At 57.8% G+C, this 20,266-nt stretch carries 16 protein-coding genes and 3 pseudogenes; 11 read left to right on the top strand and 8 right to left on the bottom strand.

The window, feature by feature from the left end:
- Positions 1-333 precede the first annotated feature (333 nt).
- The 7 genes and pseudogenes from ALC15_RS37735 (at position 334) to ALC15_RS43790 (ending at position 7,893) form a co-directional block, all read left to right on the top strand.
- On the top strand, positions 334-1,539 hold the full coding sequence (locus ALC15_RS37735; RefSeq protein ID WP_050399933.1) for an HlyD family secretion protein: 1,206 nt from the start codon (positions 334-336) through the stop codon (positions 1,537-1,539).
- A 176-nt stretch (positions 1,540-1,715) separates the two neighbouring features.
- Positions 1,716-3,509 carry a glycosyltransferase gene (locus tag ALC15_RS37730; RefSeq protein ID WP_244486435.1) on the top strand — a complete coding sequence of 598 codons (1,794 nt, stop codon included), beginning with the start codon at positions 1,716-1,718 and terminating at the stop codon, positions 3,507-3,509.
- Between the two features lie 30 nt (positions 3,510-3,539).
- Positions 3,540-4,607, top strand: a complete 1,068-nt coding sequence (locus tag ALC15_RS37725) for a cache domain-containing protein (RefSeq protein ID WP_128089704.1) — start codon at positions 3,540-3,542, stop codon at positions 4,605-4,607.
- A gap of 374 nt (positions 4,608-4,981) precedes the next feature.
- Positions 4,982-6,072: pseudogene (locus tag ALC15_RS37720) on the top strand (IS5 family transposase).
- Positions 6,072-6,416: a hypothetical protein gene (locus ALC15_RS37715; protein WP_050399930.1), complete on the top strand. Its 345-nt coding sequence runs from the start codon at positions 6,072-6,074 to the stop codon at positions 6,414-6,416. Before ALC15_RS37720 ends, ALC15_RS37715 begins: the two are co-directional and overlap by 1 nt.
- Positions 6,417-6,653: 237 nt before the next feature.
- Positions 6,654-7,514: a hypothetical protein gene (locus ALC15_RS43795; protein WP_128089703.1), complete on the top strand. Its 861-nt coding sequence runs from the start codon at positions 6,654-6,656 to the stop codon at positions 7,512-7,514.
- 34 nt (positions 7,515-7,548) lie between these two features.
- Positions 7,549-7,893 carry a hypothetical protein gene (locus ALC15_RS43790; RefSeq protein WP_128089702.1) on the top strand — a complete coding sequence of 115 codons (345 nt, stop codon included), beginning with the start codon at positions 7,549-7,551 and terminating at the stop codon, positions 7,891-7,893.
- Between the two features lie 1,021 nt (positions 7,894-8,914).
- On the opposite strand, the gene ALC15_RS47375 is transcribed toward ALC15_RS43790, so the two are convergent.
- The 3 genes from ALC15_RS47375 to ALC15_RS37700 form a co-directional block, all read right to left on the bottom strand.
- Positions 8,915-10,318: a GGDEF domain-containing protein gene (locus tag ALC15_RS47375; RefSeq protein WP_050399929.1), complete on the bottom strand. Its 1,404-nt coding sequence runs from the start codon at positions 10,316-10,318 to the stop codon at positions 8,915-8,917.
- 731 nt (positions 10,319-11,049) lie between these two features.
- Complete coding sequence (locus ALC15_RS48035; protein WP_050631661.1) at positions 11,050-11,481, bottom strand: IS110 family transposase; 432 nt, start codon at positions 11,479-11,481, stop codon at positions 11,050-11,052.
- Positions 11,482-11,607: 126 nt separating this feature from the next.
- Positions 11,608-11,808 carry a cold-shock protein gene (locus ALC15_RS37700; protein ID WP_244486440.1) on the bottom strand — a complete coding sequence of 67 codons (201 nt, stop codon included), beginning with the start codon at positions 11,806-11,808 and terminating at the stop codon, positions 11,608-11,610.
- Here ALC15_RS37700 and ALC15_RS44625 point away from each other — a divergent pair.
- Positions 11,725-11,979 carry a hypothetical protein gene (locus ALC15_RS44625; RefSeq protein WP_162240542.1) on the top strand — a complete coding sequence of 85 codons (255 nt, stop codon included), beginning with the start codon at positions 11,725-11,727 and terminating at the stop codon, positions 11,977-11,979. The genes ALC15_RS37700 and ALC15_RS44625 overlap by 84 nt on opposite strands.
- Positions 11,980-12,762: 783 nt before the next feature.
- Here ALC15_RS44625 and ALC15_RS37690 read toward each other — a convergent pair.
- The 4 genes and pseudogenes from ALC15_RS37690 to ALC15_RS37680 all read right to left on the bottom strand — a co-directional run.
- Positions 12,763-13,146 (bottom strand): hypothetical protein, encoded by a 384-nt coding sequence (locus tag ALC15_RS37690; RefSeq protein ID WP_050403032.1) that lies wholly within the window; start codon positions 13,144-13,146, stop codon positions 12,763-12,765.
- A gap of 222 nt (positions 13,147-13,368) precedes the next feature.
- Positions 13,369-13,581: a hypothetical protein gene (locus ALC15_RS37685; protein ID WP_095732600.1), complete on the bottom strand. Its 213-nt coding sequence runs from the start codon at positions 13,579-13,581 to the stop codon at positions 13,369-13,371.
- A 576-nt stretch (positions 13,582-14,157) separates the two neighbouring features.
- Complete coding sequence (locus tag ALC15_RS45660) at positions 14,158-14,328, bottom strand: hypothetical protein (RefSeq protein WP_157860978.1); 171 nt, start codon at positions 14,326-14,328, stop codon at positions 14,158-14,160.
- A gap of 459 nt (positions 14,329-14,787) precedes the next feature.
- A pseudogene (locus tag ALC15_RS37680) lies at positions 14,788-15,000 on the bottom strand (IS3 family transposase); the annotation flags it as partial.
- A gap of 1,188 nt (positions 15,001-16,188) precedes the next feature.
- On the opposite strand from ALC15_RS37680, the gene ALC15_RS42595 reads away from it, so the two are divergent.
- The 3 genes from ALC15_RS42595 (at position 16,189) to ALC15_RS37670 (ending at position 19,794) form a co-directional block, all read left to right on the top strand.
- Complete coding sequence (locus ALC15_RS42595; protein WP_094194369.1) at positions 16,189-16,947, top strand: acetoacetate decarboxylase family protein; 759 nt, start codon at positions 16,189-16,191, stop codon at positions 16,945-16,947.
- A 295-nt stretch (positions 16,948-17,242) separates the two neighbouring features.
- Complete coding sequence (locus ALC15_RS37675) at positions 17,243-18,004, top strand: glucose 1-dehydrogenase (protein WP_050403065.1); 762 nt, start codon at positions 17,243-17,245, stop codon at positions 18,002-18,004.
- A gap of 38 nt (positions 18,005-18,042) precedes the next feature.
- Positions 18,043-19,794 carry an oleate hydratase gene (locus tag ALC15_RS37670; protein WP_050631670.1) on the top strand — a complete coding sequence of 584 codons (1,752 nt, stop codon included), beginning with the start codon at positions 18,043-18,045 and terminating at the stop codon, positions 19,792-19,794.
- A gap of 226 nt (positions 19,795-20,020) precedes the next feature.
- Here ALC15_RS37670 and ALC15_RS37665 read toward each other — a convergent pair.
- A pseudogene (locus ALC15_RS37665) lies at positions 20,021-20,266 on the bottom strand (IS5/IS1182 family transposase); the annotation flags it as partial.

Here is a 20,266-nt window from a genome sequence, read left to right as displayed (position 1 = left end):
TTTGGTTGCGGCAAGTGGTTCATCCAAGGCTCGACTATATTTGATCAGCTCAAAGTGCGGCCATCGTCTACAACGCGGTAATCAATCCGCCGAGCGTGAACAAGGAACGACAGCGCTCTATTCCCTCCGGAGAGCTCGCGAGATGCAGAGCCTGCACGATCTGCGACCTCGAACAGTGTGACCTTGCCGATCGCCGTCGTTATCAACTGTCTCGCATTCTAACGATCCAATTCATGTTCAACGTCTGACTGCAGTGTCACATTTGCTTGCCTCCACAAATTCGCCTCTAAGTTGCGCTAGAAAAGGCAGCTTGAATGTGATTGGAAGTCTCTCATGAAGCTCATACGTGTGGTCATTGGCTTGATCCTACTGGCCGGCGGCCTGTACGTCATCCTAGGTGAGCACTTCGCTGGGACTTCGGCTGATGCCACGGTAAATGCCCGACTTTACGTCGTGCGTGCCCCGATCGACGGCCGGGTAACGCTTTCCGTCAAGAGCATTGGAGCGCGCATTAATGCAGGAGAACTCGCGGCTGAGGTCTCCGATGAGCGATTTGATACCGCTCGGCTTCTTGAACTTGAGCGCGACCGCGACAATCAACGCATCGAACTCAAACGGATTGCCGGCCAGAGGGACGCGCTGTCGCGGTCGAGAGCCGGATTTGACGCGCAATCAACCGACTATCAGCGTGGCAGGATTCGACAGATCGAGGCGAGGATCGCTGAGACAAAGGCGGCGCAGGACGCAGCAGCCGCACGCCTGCGTGAGGCGGACGCCGAATTCAAACGCGCTAATGAGTTAAACAATCGCGGCGTTCAGACCGTGGCCAACCTAGATCGGGCGCGCGCGACATTCGACGTCACACAACAAGAATTGGAGAGTGCGCAGCAGCGGGTCAACTATTTCGAGACGGAACTCGCCTCAGCCCGCACCGGCGTCTTCATCGGAGAGTCCTATAATGATGCCCCCTTTTCGACGCAGCGCATTCGAGAACTAGATCAACGGCTTGCAGAGTCGTATGTCGAAGAGGAGCAAATCAAGGCGCGTATCGCTCTATTCGATCGGCAGATCGATGCGGAGCGTCTGCGCGTCAATCGGCTGACTTCCGCGACGCTCAATGCCCGGGTTCTAGGGCTTGTCTGGGATATACTGGTGGACAATGGCGAGTACGCCCGGCGCGGACAAGATCTGGTCAAGCTTGTCGACTGCAATAGCCTTGTCGTCACAGCGGGCGTAGCCGAATCGCTTTATGATAACTTATCCGCGGGGACGGCGGTGCAGTTTCGGCTGTTCGGCGACGAGCGAATTTTCGACGGAACGGTCACCCGGCTCGGCGGATCCGGTGCGGCGCCCCTCTACGCGAACCTGGCCGTTGGTCCGAGTCCGCAGCATCTGCAGCGCTTCGACGTGACAGTGACGGTGCCGGGTCTCGCACAACAACCCGATCTTGGCTGCGCCATCGGGCGCACCGGACGTGTTGTGTTTTCGAGCGGCCCGATCGCCCAATTCCGTCGCTTTTTCACACGGTACGGCTTCTGATGGCTCTGCTATCGCCACTCTTCGCCGCTCTAGCGGGAGCCGCCGTCATTATCGGGCTCCGCCTGACCGTCCTCCCGCTACTTAACCCGAACCGATGGTACTGGCGCACCCTTCTGCTTGGAACGGCAACACTTCTCTCGTGGCGCTACGTTGCGTGGCGGTTCACTGAGACCTTGGTGCCGCTCGACTGGACCCCGGATGCCGTGGTCAGTTGGGGCTTCGCAACGCTCGAGGCCCTGACTGTTCTCTCCTCTTCAATCGCATTCGTGATCCTCTCGCGGGTGAGAGAGCGCACGGCAGAGGCCGACGAACACGTAGGATGGTGGTCACCTGGAGAAGCGCCAAGCGTAGACATCTTCATCACGACCTACAATGAACCGCTCGAGATACTCGAGCGGACCATCATCGGGGCCAAAGCCGTGCGCTTTCCAAAGCTTGGCGTCTTTGTCCTTGACGATGGTCGCAGGGACTGGCTCCGACAAGCCTGCGAGCGGCACTCTGTCGGATACATTGCGCGCTCCGACAACGCGCATGCCAAGGCGGGAAACATCAACCACGCGCTTGCCCAGCGTGCCCTAAATCCAGATCGACCGGATTTTGTCGCCATCCTGGATGCGGACTTCATTCCACATGTCGATTTCATCGACCGCACAGTGGCACTGTTTTACGATCAAGGTGTTGGCCTAGTTCAAACGCCGCAGCATTTTTTTAATCCAGATCCAATCCAGCACAACCTCGGCATCAGCGCCGGGTACCCGGACGAGCAACGACACTTCTTTGACAATGTGCAATCGGCAAGGGATGCCTGGGGAATCGCGATCTGTTGCGGCACCTCATCCGTGATGAGAGTTCATGCAATCCAACAGATCGGCCTGCTTCCGACGCAAAGCGTGACCGAGGACTTCCTGCTCACGCTCAAGCTTGCCGAAAATGGATGGCAAACCGTCTATCTCAACGAAGCGCTGACCGAGGGCTTGGCTCCAGAGGGGCTCAAGGAATATATCGTCCAGCGCGGCCGCTGGTGCCTCGGCCTGATGCAAATTGCGCGCAACTGTTACAATCCATTTGGTTCGCATCGATTGGGTTTGATGCACCGGATCAGTGTCATCGATTCCGTGCTCTATTGGCTAACCACCTTTCCCTTCCGCTTGGCGAGTCTGATCTGTCCGCTCCTGTACTGGTGGCTCGGCATTACGATCATGAATGCATCGCTCGTCGATATCACCAGATATTATATCCCGTACTACGTCATGGTCCTCGTGGCTCTGAATTGGCTCTCGAAGGGGTTGTTTATCCCCATCGTCAACGATACGGCGCAGCTGATTGCTGCGTGGCCGATTTGTCGGGCCGCGGCGCTCGGCCTCTTGACGAGAGGACCGCATCGTTTCTCGGTGACGGCCAAGGGCGGCGACAGAACGAGGATCGTTGTCCAATGGTCATTGATGCGACCTTTCCTGATCCTTTTTGGATTGACCGTTGGCGGCCTGATCGTGCCGCTAAATTCCGATTTCGTCTTCAATACCTCTTTAGCAGCCGGGGACGGCGTCGCCATCGTTCTGTTCTGGACCGTCTACAACGTTCTGGTCTTGCTGGTGGCGATCGCGGCGTGCATTGAACGCCCCCGATACAATAGGCCGCAGCGCCAGGTGCTTGAACCGATCACTTTGACGATCGGAGACGATCTGCACCGTGGCTGGCTCGTGAATCTCGGGCCGGAAGGCGCCCGCATCAGCGGACCGTTCGGCCTTTCGGTCGGGGCGACAGGCAATTTGACGATCCCAGCTATTGGCGACGTCGAGGCGCGTGTTCTTGCGTCAACTCGTGACGGTTACCGGTTAAAGTTTTCGCCGAGCATCGAGCAGCGGGCCCAAATTATCGAGAAGCTTCACACCGCCCGAGCTCTTCCCGGAGCCGATCGCGGGGACATCGTTCGCATCATCCGCGAATTGGCCCGGGCTCTTAACCGTTGAGGAGGCGTGATGGCGAACAGAGGGCTGAGCTTGCGCACGCTTGTGTTCGTCGGCGGCGCAACGTTGATGCTGGTGCCGGCGATCGTGACAGCCACACTGTACACCGCGGCCTTGGAGCAGCGCGGCGAGGAATTGCAGGTCGAGAAATTGACGACCCGCGGCGAACTGAGCGCGAACCTGCTGGCGCGGCGCCTCTACGGGGTTTGGATGGACCTAGCACGTATGGCCGACCTGATCGACCCCACCGACCCGGCAAATGCCCGTGAGCACATCCAATTCCTGAGCCGCTTGGATGGACGATACTCCTGGCTCGGCATAGCCGATCTCGAGGGCAAGGTACTGGCGGCCAGGGATGGGATGCTTGAGGGCGCAAGCGTTGCGCAGAGACCATGGTTCAGGCGCGGCCTTGATGCGCCAGCTGCGGTCGATGTTCACGAGGCCCAACTCCTCGCGAGCCTCTTGCCTGTATCCGCTGAGCCCTATCGCTTCGTCGATCTGGCCGCTCCCTTACGGCATGGTGGTTCCGTCGTCGGCGTAATCGGGGCACACCTCAATTGGAAATGGGTGCAGGAGGGGATGGCTGCTTTGCAGGCGCCCGGAATCGATGTGCTGCTGCTTTCGCGGGACCGAACCGTCCTTTTTGGTCCGACCGATCTCGTCAACAAGCGGCTAAGCGTCGGCTCAGCGCTTGCCGCCAGCCGCGTCACCAGAGCGTTTTCGAGCGAGCGGTGGCCTGACGGCAAGGACTATTTCACAGTGATCGTTCCGAGCATTGGTTTTGCTGACCTCCCTAGCTTCGGCTGGTCTCTCCTGATCCGACAGAACGCTGACGATGCTATGTCATCAACCCGAGAACTGATCCGATTGTTCTGGATCATTCTCGGCGCTGGCGCGGTTGTCGCACTCGCGCTACTCCTATGTGCCGCCCAATGGCTCAGAACGCCGCTGCGCCGGCTGTCGGAATCCGCTCAGGCCATCCTGCTCGATCCTGGCGCGCGTCCGCCGCACCAGGAGACCCGTTTTGAGGAAGCAGCAAGGTTGAGCGACGCGCTTGCCCACATGCAGTCCAAGCTGATGGGTCGTCGCTCCAATTCGTAGTTGCAGTCCCAAGAACGAGAGTGGAGCGCCGTGACTCGAACGATGATAGAAGTAATCTTCGTCAGGCGCGCCTGACATTGTGGGCCGCGGCTTTCGTTCGATTGCTCCGCATGGCGATCGTCGTGCTTAGCGACTGGAGGAGTCGTTTTCGCCTCGAAGCCGATCTGATCTGGCCAATCCGGCCTGCTCGCTTCGCTGACGCAGCACGCCGAAGGCACGTTCGAACCTACCGACGCCCCGCTCGGTGCCCAGTTCGAACTTGAGGGAACCCGGGCGCCGAGTCGGTCACCAAGACTAGCAGGCTGTTGAAAAAGGTGGTCGCCGCCGACCGACGATCATGATTCATTGGCTCCGACGAGATTCGGAGACGGTGCGTGCGCGGCGGCGACAATCGAACGGGCGATTTGTTCAGCTACGTCGACCTGGAAGCAAGGGTGCGGCGTGATCATCCGCTGCGAGGGATCCGGACGATCGTGAACGAGGCGCTGGCGGCGCTGGAGCACGATTTCGCCGCCCTTTATTCGCCGATTGGACGGCCGTCGATCCCGCCGGAGAAGCTGCTGCGGGCGATGCTGTTGCAGGCGTTTTATTCGATCGCTCGGAGCGACTTCTGATGGAGCGGTTGGAATATGATTTGCTGTTCCGCTGGTTTGTCGGAATCGGCGTCGACGATGCAGCCTGGGACCATTCGGTATTCTCGAAGAACCGCGACCGGCTGCTGGAAGGCGACATCGCGGCGAAGTTCCTGGCGGCGGTGCTGGCGCAGCCCAGGGTGAAGAAGCTTCTGTCGAGCGATCACTTCTCGGTCGACGGCACGCTGATCGGGGCGTGGGCCTCGATGAAGAGCGTCAAACCGAAGGATAGCTCCGGCGAGCCGCCGGCCCAAGGCGGCGGGCGCAATGCTGAAGCGAACTTCCATGGCCAGAAGCGCTCCAACGACACCCATGCTTCGACCACCGATCCGGAGGCCAGGCTCTACCGCAAGGGAAAAGGCAAGGAGACGAAGCTGTGCTTCATCGGGCACGGGCTGATGGAGAACCGCCACGGCTTGCTGGTCGACGCCTGCCTGACGCAGGCCGGTGGGCATGCCGAACGGGTGGCTGCGCTGCACATGATCGAGCCTCGTGCCGATCGACCGACAGCGATCACGCTTGGTGCCGACAAAGCCTACGATGCAGAAGGCTTCGTCAACGAGCTGCGCTCGATGAACGTGACGCCGCATGTTGCGCAGAACACCAACGGCCGCAGCTCTGCGATCGACGGACGTACGACACGGCACGGCGGCTATGTGGTCAGCCAGCGCATCCGCAAGCGCATCGAGGAGGCATTCGGCTGGATCAAGACGATCGGCGGGCAAGACAAGACCCGCTTCCGCGGCCGCGATCGGGTCGGATGGGCCTTTACCTTTGCTGCCGCCGCCTACAATCTGGTGCGGTTGCCCAAGCTGATCGCGGAGGCCGGCTGATGGCCAAAGTGCCCGGCTTCGCCAAGGCTTTTGCCGGCCGCTGGCGCATCGTCGAAATGGACAACTGGGACAGCGACTTCCTCGATCTTGTCGGAGAGGCGCATCTCACCTTCCGGGGCAAGTCCGATGGCGAAATAGCGTTTGGGGCTCTCAAGGGCTTCCTGGATGCTCGCTACGGCACTCGCGACGGATCGGCCTGCGCCGAGTTCTCATGGGAGGGGCACGACGAGAATGATCCGTCCTGTGGTCGCGGATGGGCCATGATCGGCTCTGCCGGCAGGCTCGTTGGCCACTTCTACATCCACAATGGCGACGATTCAGCCTTCGTTTGCGAACGCGGCTGAGTTCTTCAACGGCCTGCTAGATGACGCCTTCGCAAATATGCGAACCTCGTGAAGTTTTGCACTCGGCAACACAAGTAAAGTGCCGCTTACGCTCGGGCAATTGCGCGGGACTATTCTCTTTATCGGGCGAGGTCGCGGACGCTCCTATCAGTATCAGGAGGTGATCTGCCCCCTATACGAGGTAACCTCGCTATCGCTGGTTTCGCGACTCATCTGCCTTGCTTGACGGAGGCTAATATGACAACGGTGGTAACGCTGGACGTGTTTTCGGGTAACGCGAACCCGAGTTGGCAGCTGACGGCCGCACAAGAGAAAGAACTTGACGAACGGATCAGAGCCTCATCGACGTTCACCCACTCGAGGCCGTCAGGGGTCGTCGGCGGATTAGGGTACCGCGGGTTTCATATCGCGCAGCACGTCGAAAGCTTGACCGGGCCGAAACGCCTGTTTGTGCACGAAGGCATCCTCGATCGAGGCCTTGGCCTTGCCAACTACGTTGCGGATTCCGACATTGAGGACTGGCTAATCACCACATCGGGGAGCGCCATAAACGACGAAGTCCGCCGGCACGTCACTTCGCGCACTGCCACCCATGCTCAGGCTAGGTTTGAAGGCAATTTGGCGGGCGCACCTTCATGCCCGCAATGTCGCGCCGTTGATGCGCCAGCCTACAACCCGGGCCTCTGGAATGTTCCCAACATTCAGCCTTACAACAACTGCTATAACTACGCGAACAACAACGCGACAAATACCTTCGCTCAGCCAGGTCGCGCCAGTGGACACCCCGCGACAGCCATGGCTTGCAGCAATGTGAGTGCCGCAGCTCAATCGGATGGATTGAAACCGGCAGCGAACTTCTCGAGTCCCTTGGCCGCAGGTTCCGGCTGGTACGTGGCTCTGGTCGTTTGGCCGAACAATGACTATCATTGGTATCGACAAGACAACGTTGGATGTTGGTCGCATAAGCCGGGCCAAACGGCAGCGAGGAACGTCGACAATGCTGGCGCTGCAATTTCGGATCCGAGGACTTGCAATCGCGGCCCTTATACCGATTTCTGTACTTACATGGTCACAAGCCGAAGCGTTCATATCCGATAAGGCTTGGCCCGAGCCCCGGCAAGCTAGGAACTCGATGGAACAGCTACCCGATCGCGCTCAGGTAGAAATTGACATTTTTTCTGGCCGTCCCAACCCAACGTGGAAGCTTGGACGCACAGATACGACTGCCCTTCTAAAACTGCTCAAAAAAGTAAGGAAAGTAGAGACTGCTGCCGGTGGGGCGGGCGAACTCGGCTTTCGCGGCTTTAAGGTGAGCTTTAAGACGGGGGGGTCTGGACGAGAACTCCGTGTCAAGGGCAACTCCGTGTCCGATGGCGCTCAACATTTCTCTGACGATCGTAGGATAATCGAAAAATTTCTTTTGGCGAAGATGCCGCGTGAGCTTCACGATCGGTTTCTGAACGTCTTACCTCGTTAGCCCTCACTTCTCACGCCATCGATTGGCACGAAGTTGCTGTGCTAGCAGTCTAGTGGCGCGATGCGATACGCTGCGTCGTACACGCATGAATCGCCGGACGATCAATCTTCGTGTTTATTCCGGCAGGCTAGAACAATTTCCGATCACGTTACGTCGGCAGAGATCGAGCATAGTGCGCGCTGCGGCGACCCGCACGCCCCGTGACAACGTCGGTTAGGCTGATAGGAAAGTTTGTCAAGACGTTGCCCCCAAGCAGTGCAAACTTCTTTCGACATGCCGGGTACGCGTAGTGATCCACATACAGTTGAAAACGCTCCCAAGTCTCCTAAACTACCTCAATTTAATACACCATCAATTCAAACGGAGCACAGCTACGGCCTCGAACCTCTCGATCTCCGCCTCCGATGAGTGAGAGTATTGGAAGGGGGTCGAACATCTGGACGGCCCCGCCCTGTGAGCACACGTTGATGAAACCTCATCGTGCGCAGAGGATTTAAGTTACCCTGCAACTTCAACCTCGAGATCCGTAGCGCGCAGGCCCGATAGTGGTACCAAGTTCATAGACATACACCAAGATCGAGGCGAGAACGACGCCCTCAAAAAGAGCTATGGCATCTCTTGTGGCAGAACTACGCCAGTCGAACCAATCAGCGTGCAATACCCCTGATCGGGGCGTTCGCACACTCATGACAGCCGAACCTTCGCTGACCACGTCGTCGATATCGATCGTCGAGTGAATATTTTCCGCGTCCAGTCGACGCAGAAGTCACCAGAACGCTCCTCGAAACGAAGACTGTTGAATAATGCCGTACCAATCGCCGACATGACAACTCTCGGCAAGTTAGTGGTCCAATTCTAATATTGGCATCCTCCTGCGGCGAACTCATACGCGAATGTTGAAAATTGATGAATCACTAGCGAATGGCAATTTGAAGTCCTGGGTCCGAGTTGGAGAATGAAGCCGAGTAACTATCGTCACGGCGCGGAACGTCAGGGGCTACGCGCGTGAATGAACGATGGCCTACCCGACAATCACACGATTGCGTCCCTCAAATTTTGCGCGATAAAGCCGCTGATCGGCGACGTTCAGGAATCCGTCAAGCGTGTCTCCATCGCGCCCGAACTCCGACACCCCAACGCTGATGGTGACGCCAACCGACGGCTGGGCTCCGACGTCGAACGCAGCGCCTTCGATGGCTGATCGAAGGCGCTCGGCTACCGCGCAAGCGGCGTCGAGCGTCGCGCCCGGCAGCAACACCATAAATTCTTCACCTCCCACGCGCGCGACAGAGTCGTAAGGGCGGATCGCCTCCAGACACTTTCGGACGAATGCGCGGAGGACCTCATCGCCGACACTGTGACCACGTGAGTCATTGATATCCTTGAAATGATCGAGGTCGATCGACAGCAGAGATAATGGAGCTCCGCTTCGTTTGGCCCGCGTGATCTCGTTGCTGATTTGCTCGATGAAATGGCGCCGATTTCCGGCACCGGTCAGTGGGTCGGTGGCGGCAAGGCGTTCCAACCGTTGATTGCTCAGTTGCAATTGCTGGAGCGCCCTTTGCGTCTCGGCCATCGACTCGGCCAGGCGGGCAGTCATTTCTTCCTGGCTGTAGATGGTCGAGAATGATTGCGTCGTTCGGAAAGCCTGCGCAACGCCATAGCTGAGCAGGAAGAACCCGCCAGCGAAGATCGCGTGGGCGAGCCACCACATATGGTTCCAGGGCGCCGCCAGAATGAATGCGAGCGACGATAGGGCAAACCACGCGACCGAAATACCGAAAATGAGCATGAGCGGCGCCTGAATCCGTCGCATCAGCATGGCCGCAACGTTCAACGCGCTGAACACCAGTGCGCCACCTTCCATGGACAAGCGTACCGCGGCATGCCCCGCATAGGGGGAGTAGGCGATCAGGCCGACGGCGATGTCCATCGTCAGGAACAGACCGATCCACATCAGCCATGTGCGCGTATCGGAGCGCTTCTCGACCTCGTCTGAGGGCTGGTCATAGCTGAACAGCCCAACGAAGAGCAGAATCGACATCGCAAGACGCGACGCCGGCCCATAGAGAAGAAACAACCAAATATTGCGGTGTGCCATCCCGGTGAAGGCGCCGTGGGGCGAATAGATCAGCACGAAGCCGAGAAAACCCAGGGTCAACCAACGCAACAGAGGTTCACCTGAAGCTTGGTAGCAACGCCACGTCACATAGGTGACAAACAGCCCTTCGAGGGTGGCGACGGCAATCGCGAATTCGTGGAATAGGTGATTCTCGAATTTTAACGCGGGATCCTGCTGGAAAAACAGGTAGGCGATGAACTGGGCAGGCATCAGGGCGAAGGCGACGAGGAGAAGGCTCACGTACGCCTGTGTGACCAGCCGGAGCGTGTTGGTCGCTTCGTGCACCACAAGGTTGGTGCTCATATGCATATACCGTCTGTCATGATGCCTGCGGCCGTCTCATGAATTCTTGGCGTCTCGGAGAGATATGCTCCTCCCAGAGCACCTTCAGTCACTGCTGTACTTCCCAGATGAAAAACCATGATTCGTCGCGGCCGGAAGGCCAGTCAACAACTTGGCGCGCGCGATCACCGCTGCACTGTGCAGACCGATGGCAGGAACTCCAGCTTTTCGTCCATCTGTGCTGCACCCCGTCGAGCAGGCGGCGGCGCCGACAGGAGTGGCCAGCTCCCGCCGCCGTGGGATCAATGCGCCGTGGCCTGCGTTTACGTATACGCCCCCACCACGTTCAGGCCACCCGCTCCGCTGAAGGTCCGGTCGTCACGGTCTGTAAGGCGTTCGAGAACTCGCCATCGGAAGACGAGGAAATCACGAGCCCGTTGAGAAACGGACTCTGCGTAGCGTACCTCGACGGTCTGCCCGCCAGTAGCGCCACCGCGACGATCTGTCCGTTACTGATTCGGCTCCGGGCCAACACGCGTGATGAGCAATACGGCAAGCGTCGCAGCTTTGATTGACGATTTTTGTAGGCTCATCTGCAATCTCCTTAGTCTGGGATGTCCCCGCAGTGCTCGACCGAGGCCATTAGGATACTTAAGCTTGTTGTGTTAGCCGCCTGCCAACCCTTGTAGGTTGCCTGACGCAATCTGCAGACTTGAAGAAGGAGGAATTACTCGATACGGAATTACAACACGTTATGACGGAAAGTGCAGGATGGCGCGCAGATCCTCGGCCGGGGCATGAGTGGCTGGCAACACCATGTTTACGTGCGCGACTCGTCGTGTACCGATGATCAGGAGGCGCCGTAGCGTGCGTTCGCCCATCTTGGATGTTCCGTCGAACTTTTGCTTGCCACCTGTCGATCTTTGACGAGGCGTGAAGCCGAGCCAAGCGGTGAAGTCACTGCCCCTGGCGATGGTGTCGTCCGGCGGTGCCAGAGCGGCGATCGCAGTGGCAGAGATTGGACCGATACCGGGAACGGTCATCAGCCTGCGCAATACCTCGTCCTCGAACGCGTCGCGCGATCTCCTTGTCGAGATCTGCGATTTTACCGTTGAGGCCGGCGAGCAGAATAAGGCGTAGGCCGATTCGGGAAGCGAGCTGGCGTCGATCAGGTCGGCAAGCATCGCTACATGCGATGGACCTTGCGGGCGAGCCTCGCGCGATCCGGCATGATTGTACTAAGAACCTGCGAGACTTCGTTGTTCAGCACGACCGAGATGCCGCTCTTATGATCGCTCATGAGTCACTCGTCACTCAGCGATCCGCACGTCGCGCGCTCGCATCCGGCCCGATCGCGGGTCGAGCTTGACCTCGAACGAGACGCGCGCACCCACCTCGGGCACCGTGCTCAGCGGCAGCGCAGATGCATGGAGGAATACGTCAGCACCGCCATCATCTGGCGCGATGAAGCCAAAGCCGCGATCGTCAATCCATTTCTTAATCGTACCCATTGCCATCGTCGTTCAGTTCCTGAGTTGAAGTGGCCGCGCGTGTTGCAGTTCATCCGCGCTGACATCATGACACCGCGCCCGAATCGCGAAATATTCGCCGCACGGCGCATGTCGCGTCATCAGCCACGATTGCTGTCTGCTGCGGCGGAAGCTCTCATTCCGCCGATTTGAAGTCGCTTCACGAGCTCGACGAGCGGCGGCACCATCATCTTGACATTGTTGCCAAACCAATAGCGCGCCCCAGTCGCATCAAGTGGCTCACGAAGCAGGTCGTCATGCAGCGAGCTTAGATACAGCACCTGAACAAACCACGGTCTGGCTGCGCGCCCCCGCCTCAATCCGACAATTGCTGCGATACGCCGTCTTCGGCGGCGCGGATTTTGCACGACAACCCTTGAGCTGCTGGTGTTTGTCAATCGCCACCGAACGGAGCTCGACCAAGGCGCAACCGCGAACGTACCATGACGCAAAAGCAGATCAACATAACGGCCATCTTGGTAATGGCAGGCTGGACCGCATTCTGTCTCTATGTGGGCTGGTACTAACGTGAACTCCGTTATCATTCGCGATCCTAGAAGAGAATTCCGCTTCGCATGCCCGAGAGAGTGGCTGGTAACACCATGTTTACGTGTGCGACTCGTCTGATCTAGTCCCATATACGCCTTCAGGACCATCATGACTCCTTCTATTCTATCCGCCCCAACCCCTGAGTGCCCTGGGGTGTAAGCCTTGCACCAACCAGCTCTCTCGAAGACTTCCCCACTTTGATCCATTCGCTTTTGACCGGTCAAGTATCAAGCATTTTGGGCAATTGGTTCGAGACGCACCGCTGCGGAATTCGGGTCGCACTCGGCCTCTTGTGGCTATAGCCAGTGGTCTGAAGGGCTCCAAGACGCTGGCGAATGGTCGTAAACCGGAAATCATCATGCGCGAAGGCTGGTAATGTTCATCGCTTCACCGTCCAAAGCTACCGACGTCGTAGCAGGCCCAAGCCCAAGCCGTCGTATTGGGAGCAATTTTGCTCGCAGCAGCAACTGCTGCCACTCCAGCAATCCTGCAGTCTGATAGCGTCGCCATGTGGCCCTCTAGGATCGTTACTCTGCCATCCTCTTTCTGCATGTAGGCAACGATGCCTAACGCGCCCGACAACCCTTGCTGGAGAGTAGTGTCGTGGCAGACATAGGCGGCAGAAAAGCCGGGCTTCAATGTCGCAGCCTTGATCGCTGACTCGCCCATCTTCCGGCACTCATCTATATTTTCTGAGGGCTGAGCAGTGATGTTGATCGTGGCTAAAACGCCAAGGTGCGTCGAAGCGATGATTACGACGAGCGGCGGCATGGCGGACCTCACCTCAGTCATTTCGGCACGTTGGCGCTGAGCGCATTAGGCCGTCGAAGACGGATGGGGGCGGCCATTGCGCAGGCTTTTCGCCTTGGTCGATGTCTTCGACCGATCTATTTGACCGCATGTACAGCCGCCATGCTCTGCAGACCACATGAACAACAGAGACAGCCGCCTCCGCGATGAGAATGGTGTAACTTCGAGAGGTTGGGTTGATGATCATGGCCGTTGCTTTTCATGTGCGGCGTCGGAGATGATCGTAAGCAGCCTAAAGAGCGTGAGCGGATGCTTGCGTATGAGTTCGGTGCTCGCCACCGTAAACTCGTCAGGGCCGCCGCGCTCGCGAATGGTCTCTCGAAGTACGGCCAGTTTGGCGGGATCGGCAGAGCGAATGGCGGCCTCGAAGGCGGGTATGAATTTGAGCCTGTCCATTTTCTGCAGACCTCCCTGAGTGATTGTCAGAGCCAACCGAGGGCGTCTGTTCTGGTGGCTCGCTTCTCGCCATAAGCTCCGCGATCGTGGCAAGCGCTACGCTCATTTCGGTTCGCCCCTCAGACCATTCTCGCAGCACCGCAACAGCGTTCTCGAAGGCCTGCTCATAGGTCATGGCATGATCTCCGCGAAGGGCGCATTCAGCCGCGCGGGCATGTAGTCCTGCGGGGGACGCACGGACGGCTTAAAAGGCTGTCCGTGCGAACTTACGCTGGGCTCGGCGTCCCATGGGATGCGCGAAAGAAGAGCAGCCAAGCCCACGGCTCCTCAGCAAGCGCCGTGCCATAAGGTTAGGTGCAGGTGCGCGGCCGACTACTCGCACTTTCAGAAAAGCGCACGGACGACGTGAGGGCCGCCCGTGCGTGAAGTTGCTGTCGAGACCTGGCCGTCTTGGCGAGGGCATCACTCAAGCAGCCAAGCCCACAGATGTCTCAGCAACCAGCGTGCCAAATCGAACTAGAATGCAATGAAGGAAAGCAAATAACGAGATTGCAAGACTTCTGACGCGGATATCGTTCAAGCCGGCGTGATTGCGTTGGTCTTCTGCTTTGAGGGCCGTCTAGGTAGCGAAATGGTCCTTTGAAGCTCTGCAAGTGTATCAAGCACGTCGGTCATCGAGATGTTCCCTTCGCACCATTCGTCGAGCGCCTTTTTGGCTTTCTTCAAGGCCTCTTTACGGCTAATCACGGCAATTCCTCCGAGTTCGTACGGCTGAAGAAGATGCACGGGCGGCCGGGTCTAAAAACCGCCCGTGCGTGGCTGCGCTATGAAAGGCTTGGCTGTCCATGGGAGGTCAACGTATGAACATCCAGGCCCGTGCATGCCTCAGCAATCAGCGTGCCAAAGCCGTTGCAGGATGCATGCGGTAGGGATGGTGCACTTTCATCCCACGTCGGGCGCGGCTCACGGCCCATTCGTGACGAAATTCCGACATGGCCGTCATCAGTCGGACGCAACTGTATAAGATCGAACAACGAGACAGACAGAGAACTGTGCTCAGTGACGCCGAGGGCGCGGGATGATTGGATCAACCTCATCGCGGTTTAGAGCGATCAACTCACCAGGCTTTAAATCGAGCCGCTGCAACTGCCTCTCTTCGAGCGGGCAGTCTAGCATGGAGCTGCTGCCGGCTTCGTAGCCGCTCAGTTAAGCTAATCCCACCTTTCGCTCGAACTCAACCGGGCTGAGATTGCCGATCGCCGAGTGCCGTCGGGTGGCGTTGTAGAACCGCTCAATGTAGTCGAAGACATCTGCTCCGGCCTCATTCCTGGTTCGATAAGTTTTGCGTGCGGTGCGCTCCGTCTTGAGCGACGAGAAGAAGCTCTCCATCGCCGAGTTGTCCCAGACGTTGCCCGCTCGACCTCCTCGACCGAGCTTTCCCGCCTCCGGTAGCACTCGATAATCGCCGTTTTTGCAGGGCGACAACTAGAGTAGAAGCACTCTTTGTCGCGGCGACCAAGTCCCTCTTGGGAGTGCCAAGTCGCGCTGGCCCAGTCACCTGCTCAAGGACAGAACCGAATCGGCCCGTCGGATTCGGTGTGCGTGGCCGAAACTCATAAATGTTTGACCGCTCGAAGCAAGCCGGCAGATTTGCAGCGTGGTTAAAGTTAAAGCTAGTTCATGCGCCGGATCACTGCCTGGAATTTGATACCGTCGGTCCATATGGCATGAAGGATGACGGCCACTCTGCGAGCGAGAGCTTGGCCTTTTGGTACCGACGCATTTGGCCAGCTTGCTGCCCCAGTGGTTCAACTACCCATCTCTCCGTGCTTGCTGCGATATTGCCGTGATAGCGGCTTTCCCTGCACACTCGCTCCGAAGCATAACGCGATGGTTTTTGCGCTTACGTTGAACGTCACCACCTTCGGCCAGCTTAGCGCTATCTGCGCTGGCTTCAGTAACAGCAGTTCACCCCGCGCATCAGATCGCCCTCCAGGAGATGGTCGAGGCAGTTCGCTTCGAACGGGAGCGAGTCTAACATCTTGCGCAGAGTTGGTCGGCTGCCAGACTTCATGACGCAACAAGTCGGCCGGTAAGCGCCTCAATCGCGAGGCTGGCACGCAACTTGCTGCGCTACGCCATCACCGAATTCCGCTCAAACTACCACTCGCCCGGTGATGTAGGGCGAACTCGCGTCCGGCGAGTCCGCTTGTTCAAAGATGAATGCTGGTGTGTTCGCAATGAAACCACACGTTCGAGCTGCTGCGGCAGAAACCGCATTTGCGCACGGCCTCCGCCGGATATTATGAGCGTCTACGAGCATGAAACTCGTGGCTACAGTACGACGGGCGCCTCCGGACGCGGGATAGCGCGAACGTATTCGGCTACGATCCTTCTGTCGCATCGTTCTCCCAAAGGCGTGAAGCTCTAGCTTCTGGACGAATCCATAGCTCGGTCTCGCAGAAGACGACCGCAAGGTCCGCGGTCGTGAACCAGGATCAGGATGGGGTCTCGCGAAGATCATAACGGATGACCACTATCGTGCGTCCTCCGCGATCTCGCGAACTCCACCAAGCGCCCGCGGGGCGCTCTACCGGAGGATAATTAATGACTGAAATCAGAGGTATTCCGTTCGACGCGCCCCTTTATCACGGCGATGAAGAGCATGACAGCGCGTTTCTTAACTGCCAAGCCGTTCAAGCCATCTTCACAATTGCAAGCGACGTGGAGCGGCTATTACCAAAGCAGCTAGTTCCTGCAGCGAATCCCCCACTGGGCGTCGTAGGTATAGCAAGTTACCGCTCAAGCATCGTCGGACCATATCTGGAGCAGTATTCTGGAATCGAGGTTCGTGATCCTGGTGGGCAGACCGGCTTCTATATTCCTTACATCTATGTGACCGCGAACGATGCTGCCCTCGCCTCCGGACGAGAGGGGCTCGGAGCTCCCAAAAAGTTTGCACACATCGCATTGACTCGAGAGGGCGGCTTAATTCAAGGGACACTTGAGCGTCCGGCAGGCAAGCGTCTGCTGACCATAACTGCTCAGCCAGATTCGCGCCTGAGAACAGCAGCCCGACAGATGTGCTCGACACACACCAACTTCTATTCGATACGGCATTTGCCTCCAATAACGCCATCCGGAAAAGGAGCTGCAACACAGCTCGTCAAGTGGTGCACCGACCGAACATTCCGGCGAGATGAGTCGGGCGAAGAAGTACTATTCACGGGTCCTGTTTCTCTGACTTACGACTCTCCCTCCGTCATCGATCCCGTGCACAATTTGGCCGTTGGCCAGATCATGCTTGGCACTTACGAGGAGTATGATGCCAAGCTGCGATCTGTCGATCTCCTTTCGAACGCGTGAACCGCCCCCTCCCCTTCCGTTCAGAAGAAGCTCGCAAGATATGGCGAACTGAGTTCCGCCCGAGCTGCCGCTCGCTTCTTGCCTCCGTCTCAACCAATGTCCGGCTGAGCCCATGATGTCGGAAGTGTAACACGACGGCCGAGTGGGTCGCTGCGATACGATCAATGTAGCGGCCCGATTCGTCTAACCAATCAGCCTGCTTTTGGCATGCGCATTGCTCTTGTTGATTTGTTGCACTTCGTTGGCAGCGCCGTACCAAGCTAACTGATCGATGGCCCCGGGCGAGGACCCTATCATGGGACGTGTGAACGAGAAGGTCATTCTGGTGACTGGTGCGGCGCGAGGAATGGGAGCGGCCCATGCCCGTTTGTTGGTTTCAGAGGGCGCGCGAGTCGTAGTCACTGATATCCTTGATGAGGACGGAGAGGCTCTCGCTTCCGAACTGGGAAATGCCGCCATCTATGTGCACCAGGATGTTAGCGAGCCGAAATCGTGGGCAATGGCAGTTGCGGCCGCAGAGAGCAAATTTGGCGCCTTACAAGGGCTCGTCAACAATGCGGGTGTCGCCAGCATGGCTCCGATCGAACAATTTTCACTCGATCAATGGAATAGGACTCTGGCGGTTAATCTTACCGGCGTGTTCCTCGGCATCCGGGCCGCTCTACCAGCAATCCGGCGCGCGGGCGGAGGTTCTATCGTCAACGTCTCATCGATCGAGGGGCTACGAGGCAGCCCCGGCCTTCATGCTTATGTCGCCTCCAAGTTCGGCGTGCGTGGTGTCACCAAGTCTGCCGCGCTGGAGTGCGCGGCCTCCGGCGTGCGCGTTAACTCGGTTCATCCTGGGCTCGTCGCCACGACGATGACTGAGAGATTGGACCCGGCCCTTTTCCCCATTCCATTGGGACGAGCTGCCCAGCCGATCGAAGTGTCTCAGGCGATCGCATTCCTGCTTAGCGACGAGTCAAGCTATATGACTGGTGCTGAGATAGTCCTTGATGGTGGCTTGACAATCGGCGTCCCGCATCAACACGCGGCGCCGGAGCACATGTTTTCATGACCCCCATGGACGTGCTGACCAAGCGGAGGAAACAAGCTATGTATTGCAGCAGCGGAAACTACGAAGCCTTTGCCCGCCCTCGTAAGCCCGTTTCTGTGGACAAGAAGACTGCTTGGTTCATCGGTGCTGGTCTAGCGGCACTTGCCGGTGCGGCGTTCCTCATTCGCGATGGACATATGCCAGGCAACCGAATCACAATTCTCGAACGGCTGACGTTGCCGGGCGGTGCGCTCGACGGCGCCAAGCAGCGAGAGAGAGGATTCGTCATTCGGGGTGGTCGGGAGATGGAGGACCATTTCGAGTGTCTATGGGATCTGTTCAGGTCGATCCCATCGCTGGAACTGGAAGGCGCCAGCGTGCTCGATGAGTTCTATTGGCTGAACAAGGATGATCCGAACTACTCGTTACAACGAGCGACTGTGAATAGAGGGCAGGATGCCCATACAGATGGCCTCTTCAGCCTGACCGGCAACGCGCAAAAAGATTTGATCGCCATCTTTCTTGCGGACCCTCGGGACATGGAGAAGAAACGCATCGATGAAGTCTTTGGGCAGGATCTTCTGAACAGCAATTTCTGGCTTTACTGGCGCACAATGTTCGCCTTTGAAGAATGGCATTCCGCGCTGGAAATGAAGCTTTACCTCCATCGATTCATCCATCACATTGGCGGGCTCCCGGATTTCCGTACACTGAAGTTTACAAAGTATAATCAGTATGAATCCCTTGTCCTGCCACTGTGCAACTGGCTGGCCAAGCAGGGGGTCAACTTTCAATTCGGCGTCAAAGTCACCGACGTCGATTTCGCGATCCGGCCCGAATACAATCAGGCCACGCGCATCAACTACAAAAGAGACGGGGCCAGCAACGGAATCGATCTCTGCGCCGACGATCTCGTTTTTGTGACAATCGGGTCTTTGACGGAGAACTCCGATACCGGCGATCATCACACGCCCGCCACGCTCAATGAAGGTCCTGCTCCAGCATGGGACCTCTGGCGACGCATCTCGGAAAAAAGCACAGCGTTCGGGCGGCCTGACGTTTTCGGCGGCAACATCCATGCGACCAAGTGGGAGTCTGCGACCATCACGACCTTGGACACGCGCATCCCAGACTATATTCGTAAGATCGCCAAACGTGATCCATTCGGCGGCAAGGTCGTCACAGGCGGCATCGTTACGGTGAAGGATTCGAGTTGGCTGCTTAGTTGGACGGTGAACCGCCAGCCGCACTTCAAGCATCAGCCAAAAGACCAAATCATCGTGTGGCTCTATTCTCTCTTTGTCAACAAGCTCGGTGATTTCGTGAAGAAGCCGATGCAAGACTGCACAGGCGCTGAAGTTACGCAGGAATGGCTATATCACCTTGGTGTGCCCATTGCCGAGATACCGCAACTCGCCGAGACCGGCGCAAAAACGGTTCCAGTCATGATGCCCTACATCACCTCCCTTTTTATGCCAAGGCGAGCGGGCGACCGGCCGGATGTCGTGCCAAAAGGAGCTGCCAATTTCGCGTTCATAGGACAATTTGCCGAGGCGGCCGAGCGAGATTGTGTATTCACAACCGAGTATTCGGTTCGCACCGCGATGGAGGCCGTCTACACCCTTCTCGACATCGAACGCGGGGTGCCACAGGTCTTCAACTCGACCTACGATGTTCGCACAATACTTGCCGCCATCGCTCGACTGCGTGACAGCAAGGAAATCCAAATTGAACCGGTGTCCTTCCGCAAGCTGTTGCAGGAGACGGTTGAGGCTCCCGTCCTGGGAGAATTGCTTAAGGGCATCAAGTGATCTCCAATTAGCGAGAGAAATAACGAAAGAAAAACAGTCGATTGTCTGGCTCAGGGCAGCGCTGCAGCTGGTAAAGCAAAGGTGAAGTTAGCCGCGGATCGAGCATCAGCTCGATGCGCCGGAGACAATCCGCCGCGGCAAGGACAGCGAACTCTGTCAGTGCCGTCATCCAAGACCTGCTTTTCGGTGAGTACCACGCCCCTATTCGGGTGGCGTCCATTGTCATCTAGGACGCGGACTCATTAAGGCGCAGCCATATCCTGATCGACGCGAGTTGAACGAAGGCAAGGTAGTTGGCGCCCAATCTGTCGTAGCGCGTCGCCACCCGGCGACATTGCTTGATCCTGTTGAAGAACCGCTCGACATGGTTGCGAGCGCGGTAGAGATACGGGCTGAAGCAGATCGGACCACTGCGGTTGCTTTTTGGTGGGATGTTGGCCCACGCACCCTTCTTCATGGCGAGCTCCCTGAG

The organism is Bradyrhizobium viridifuturi, from assembly GCF_001238275.1.
GTDB lineage: Bacteria > Pseudomonadota > Alphaproteobacteria > Rhizobiales > Xanthobacteraceae > Bradyrhizobium > Bradyrhizobium viridifuturi.
The sequence above is the reverse complement of the archived record's forward strand: the minus strand, read 5'-3'. Positions and strand labels throughout refer to the sequence as shown.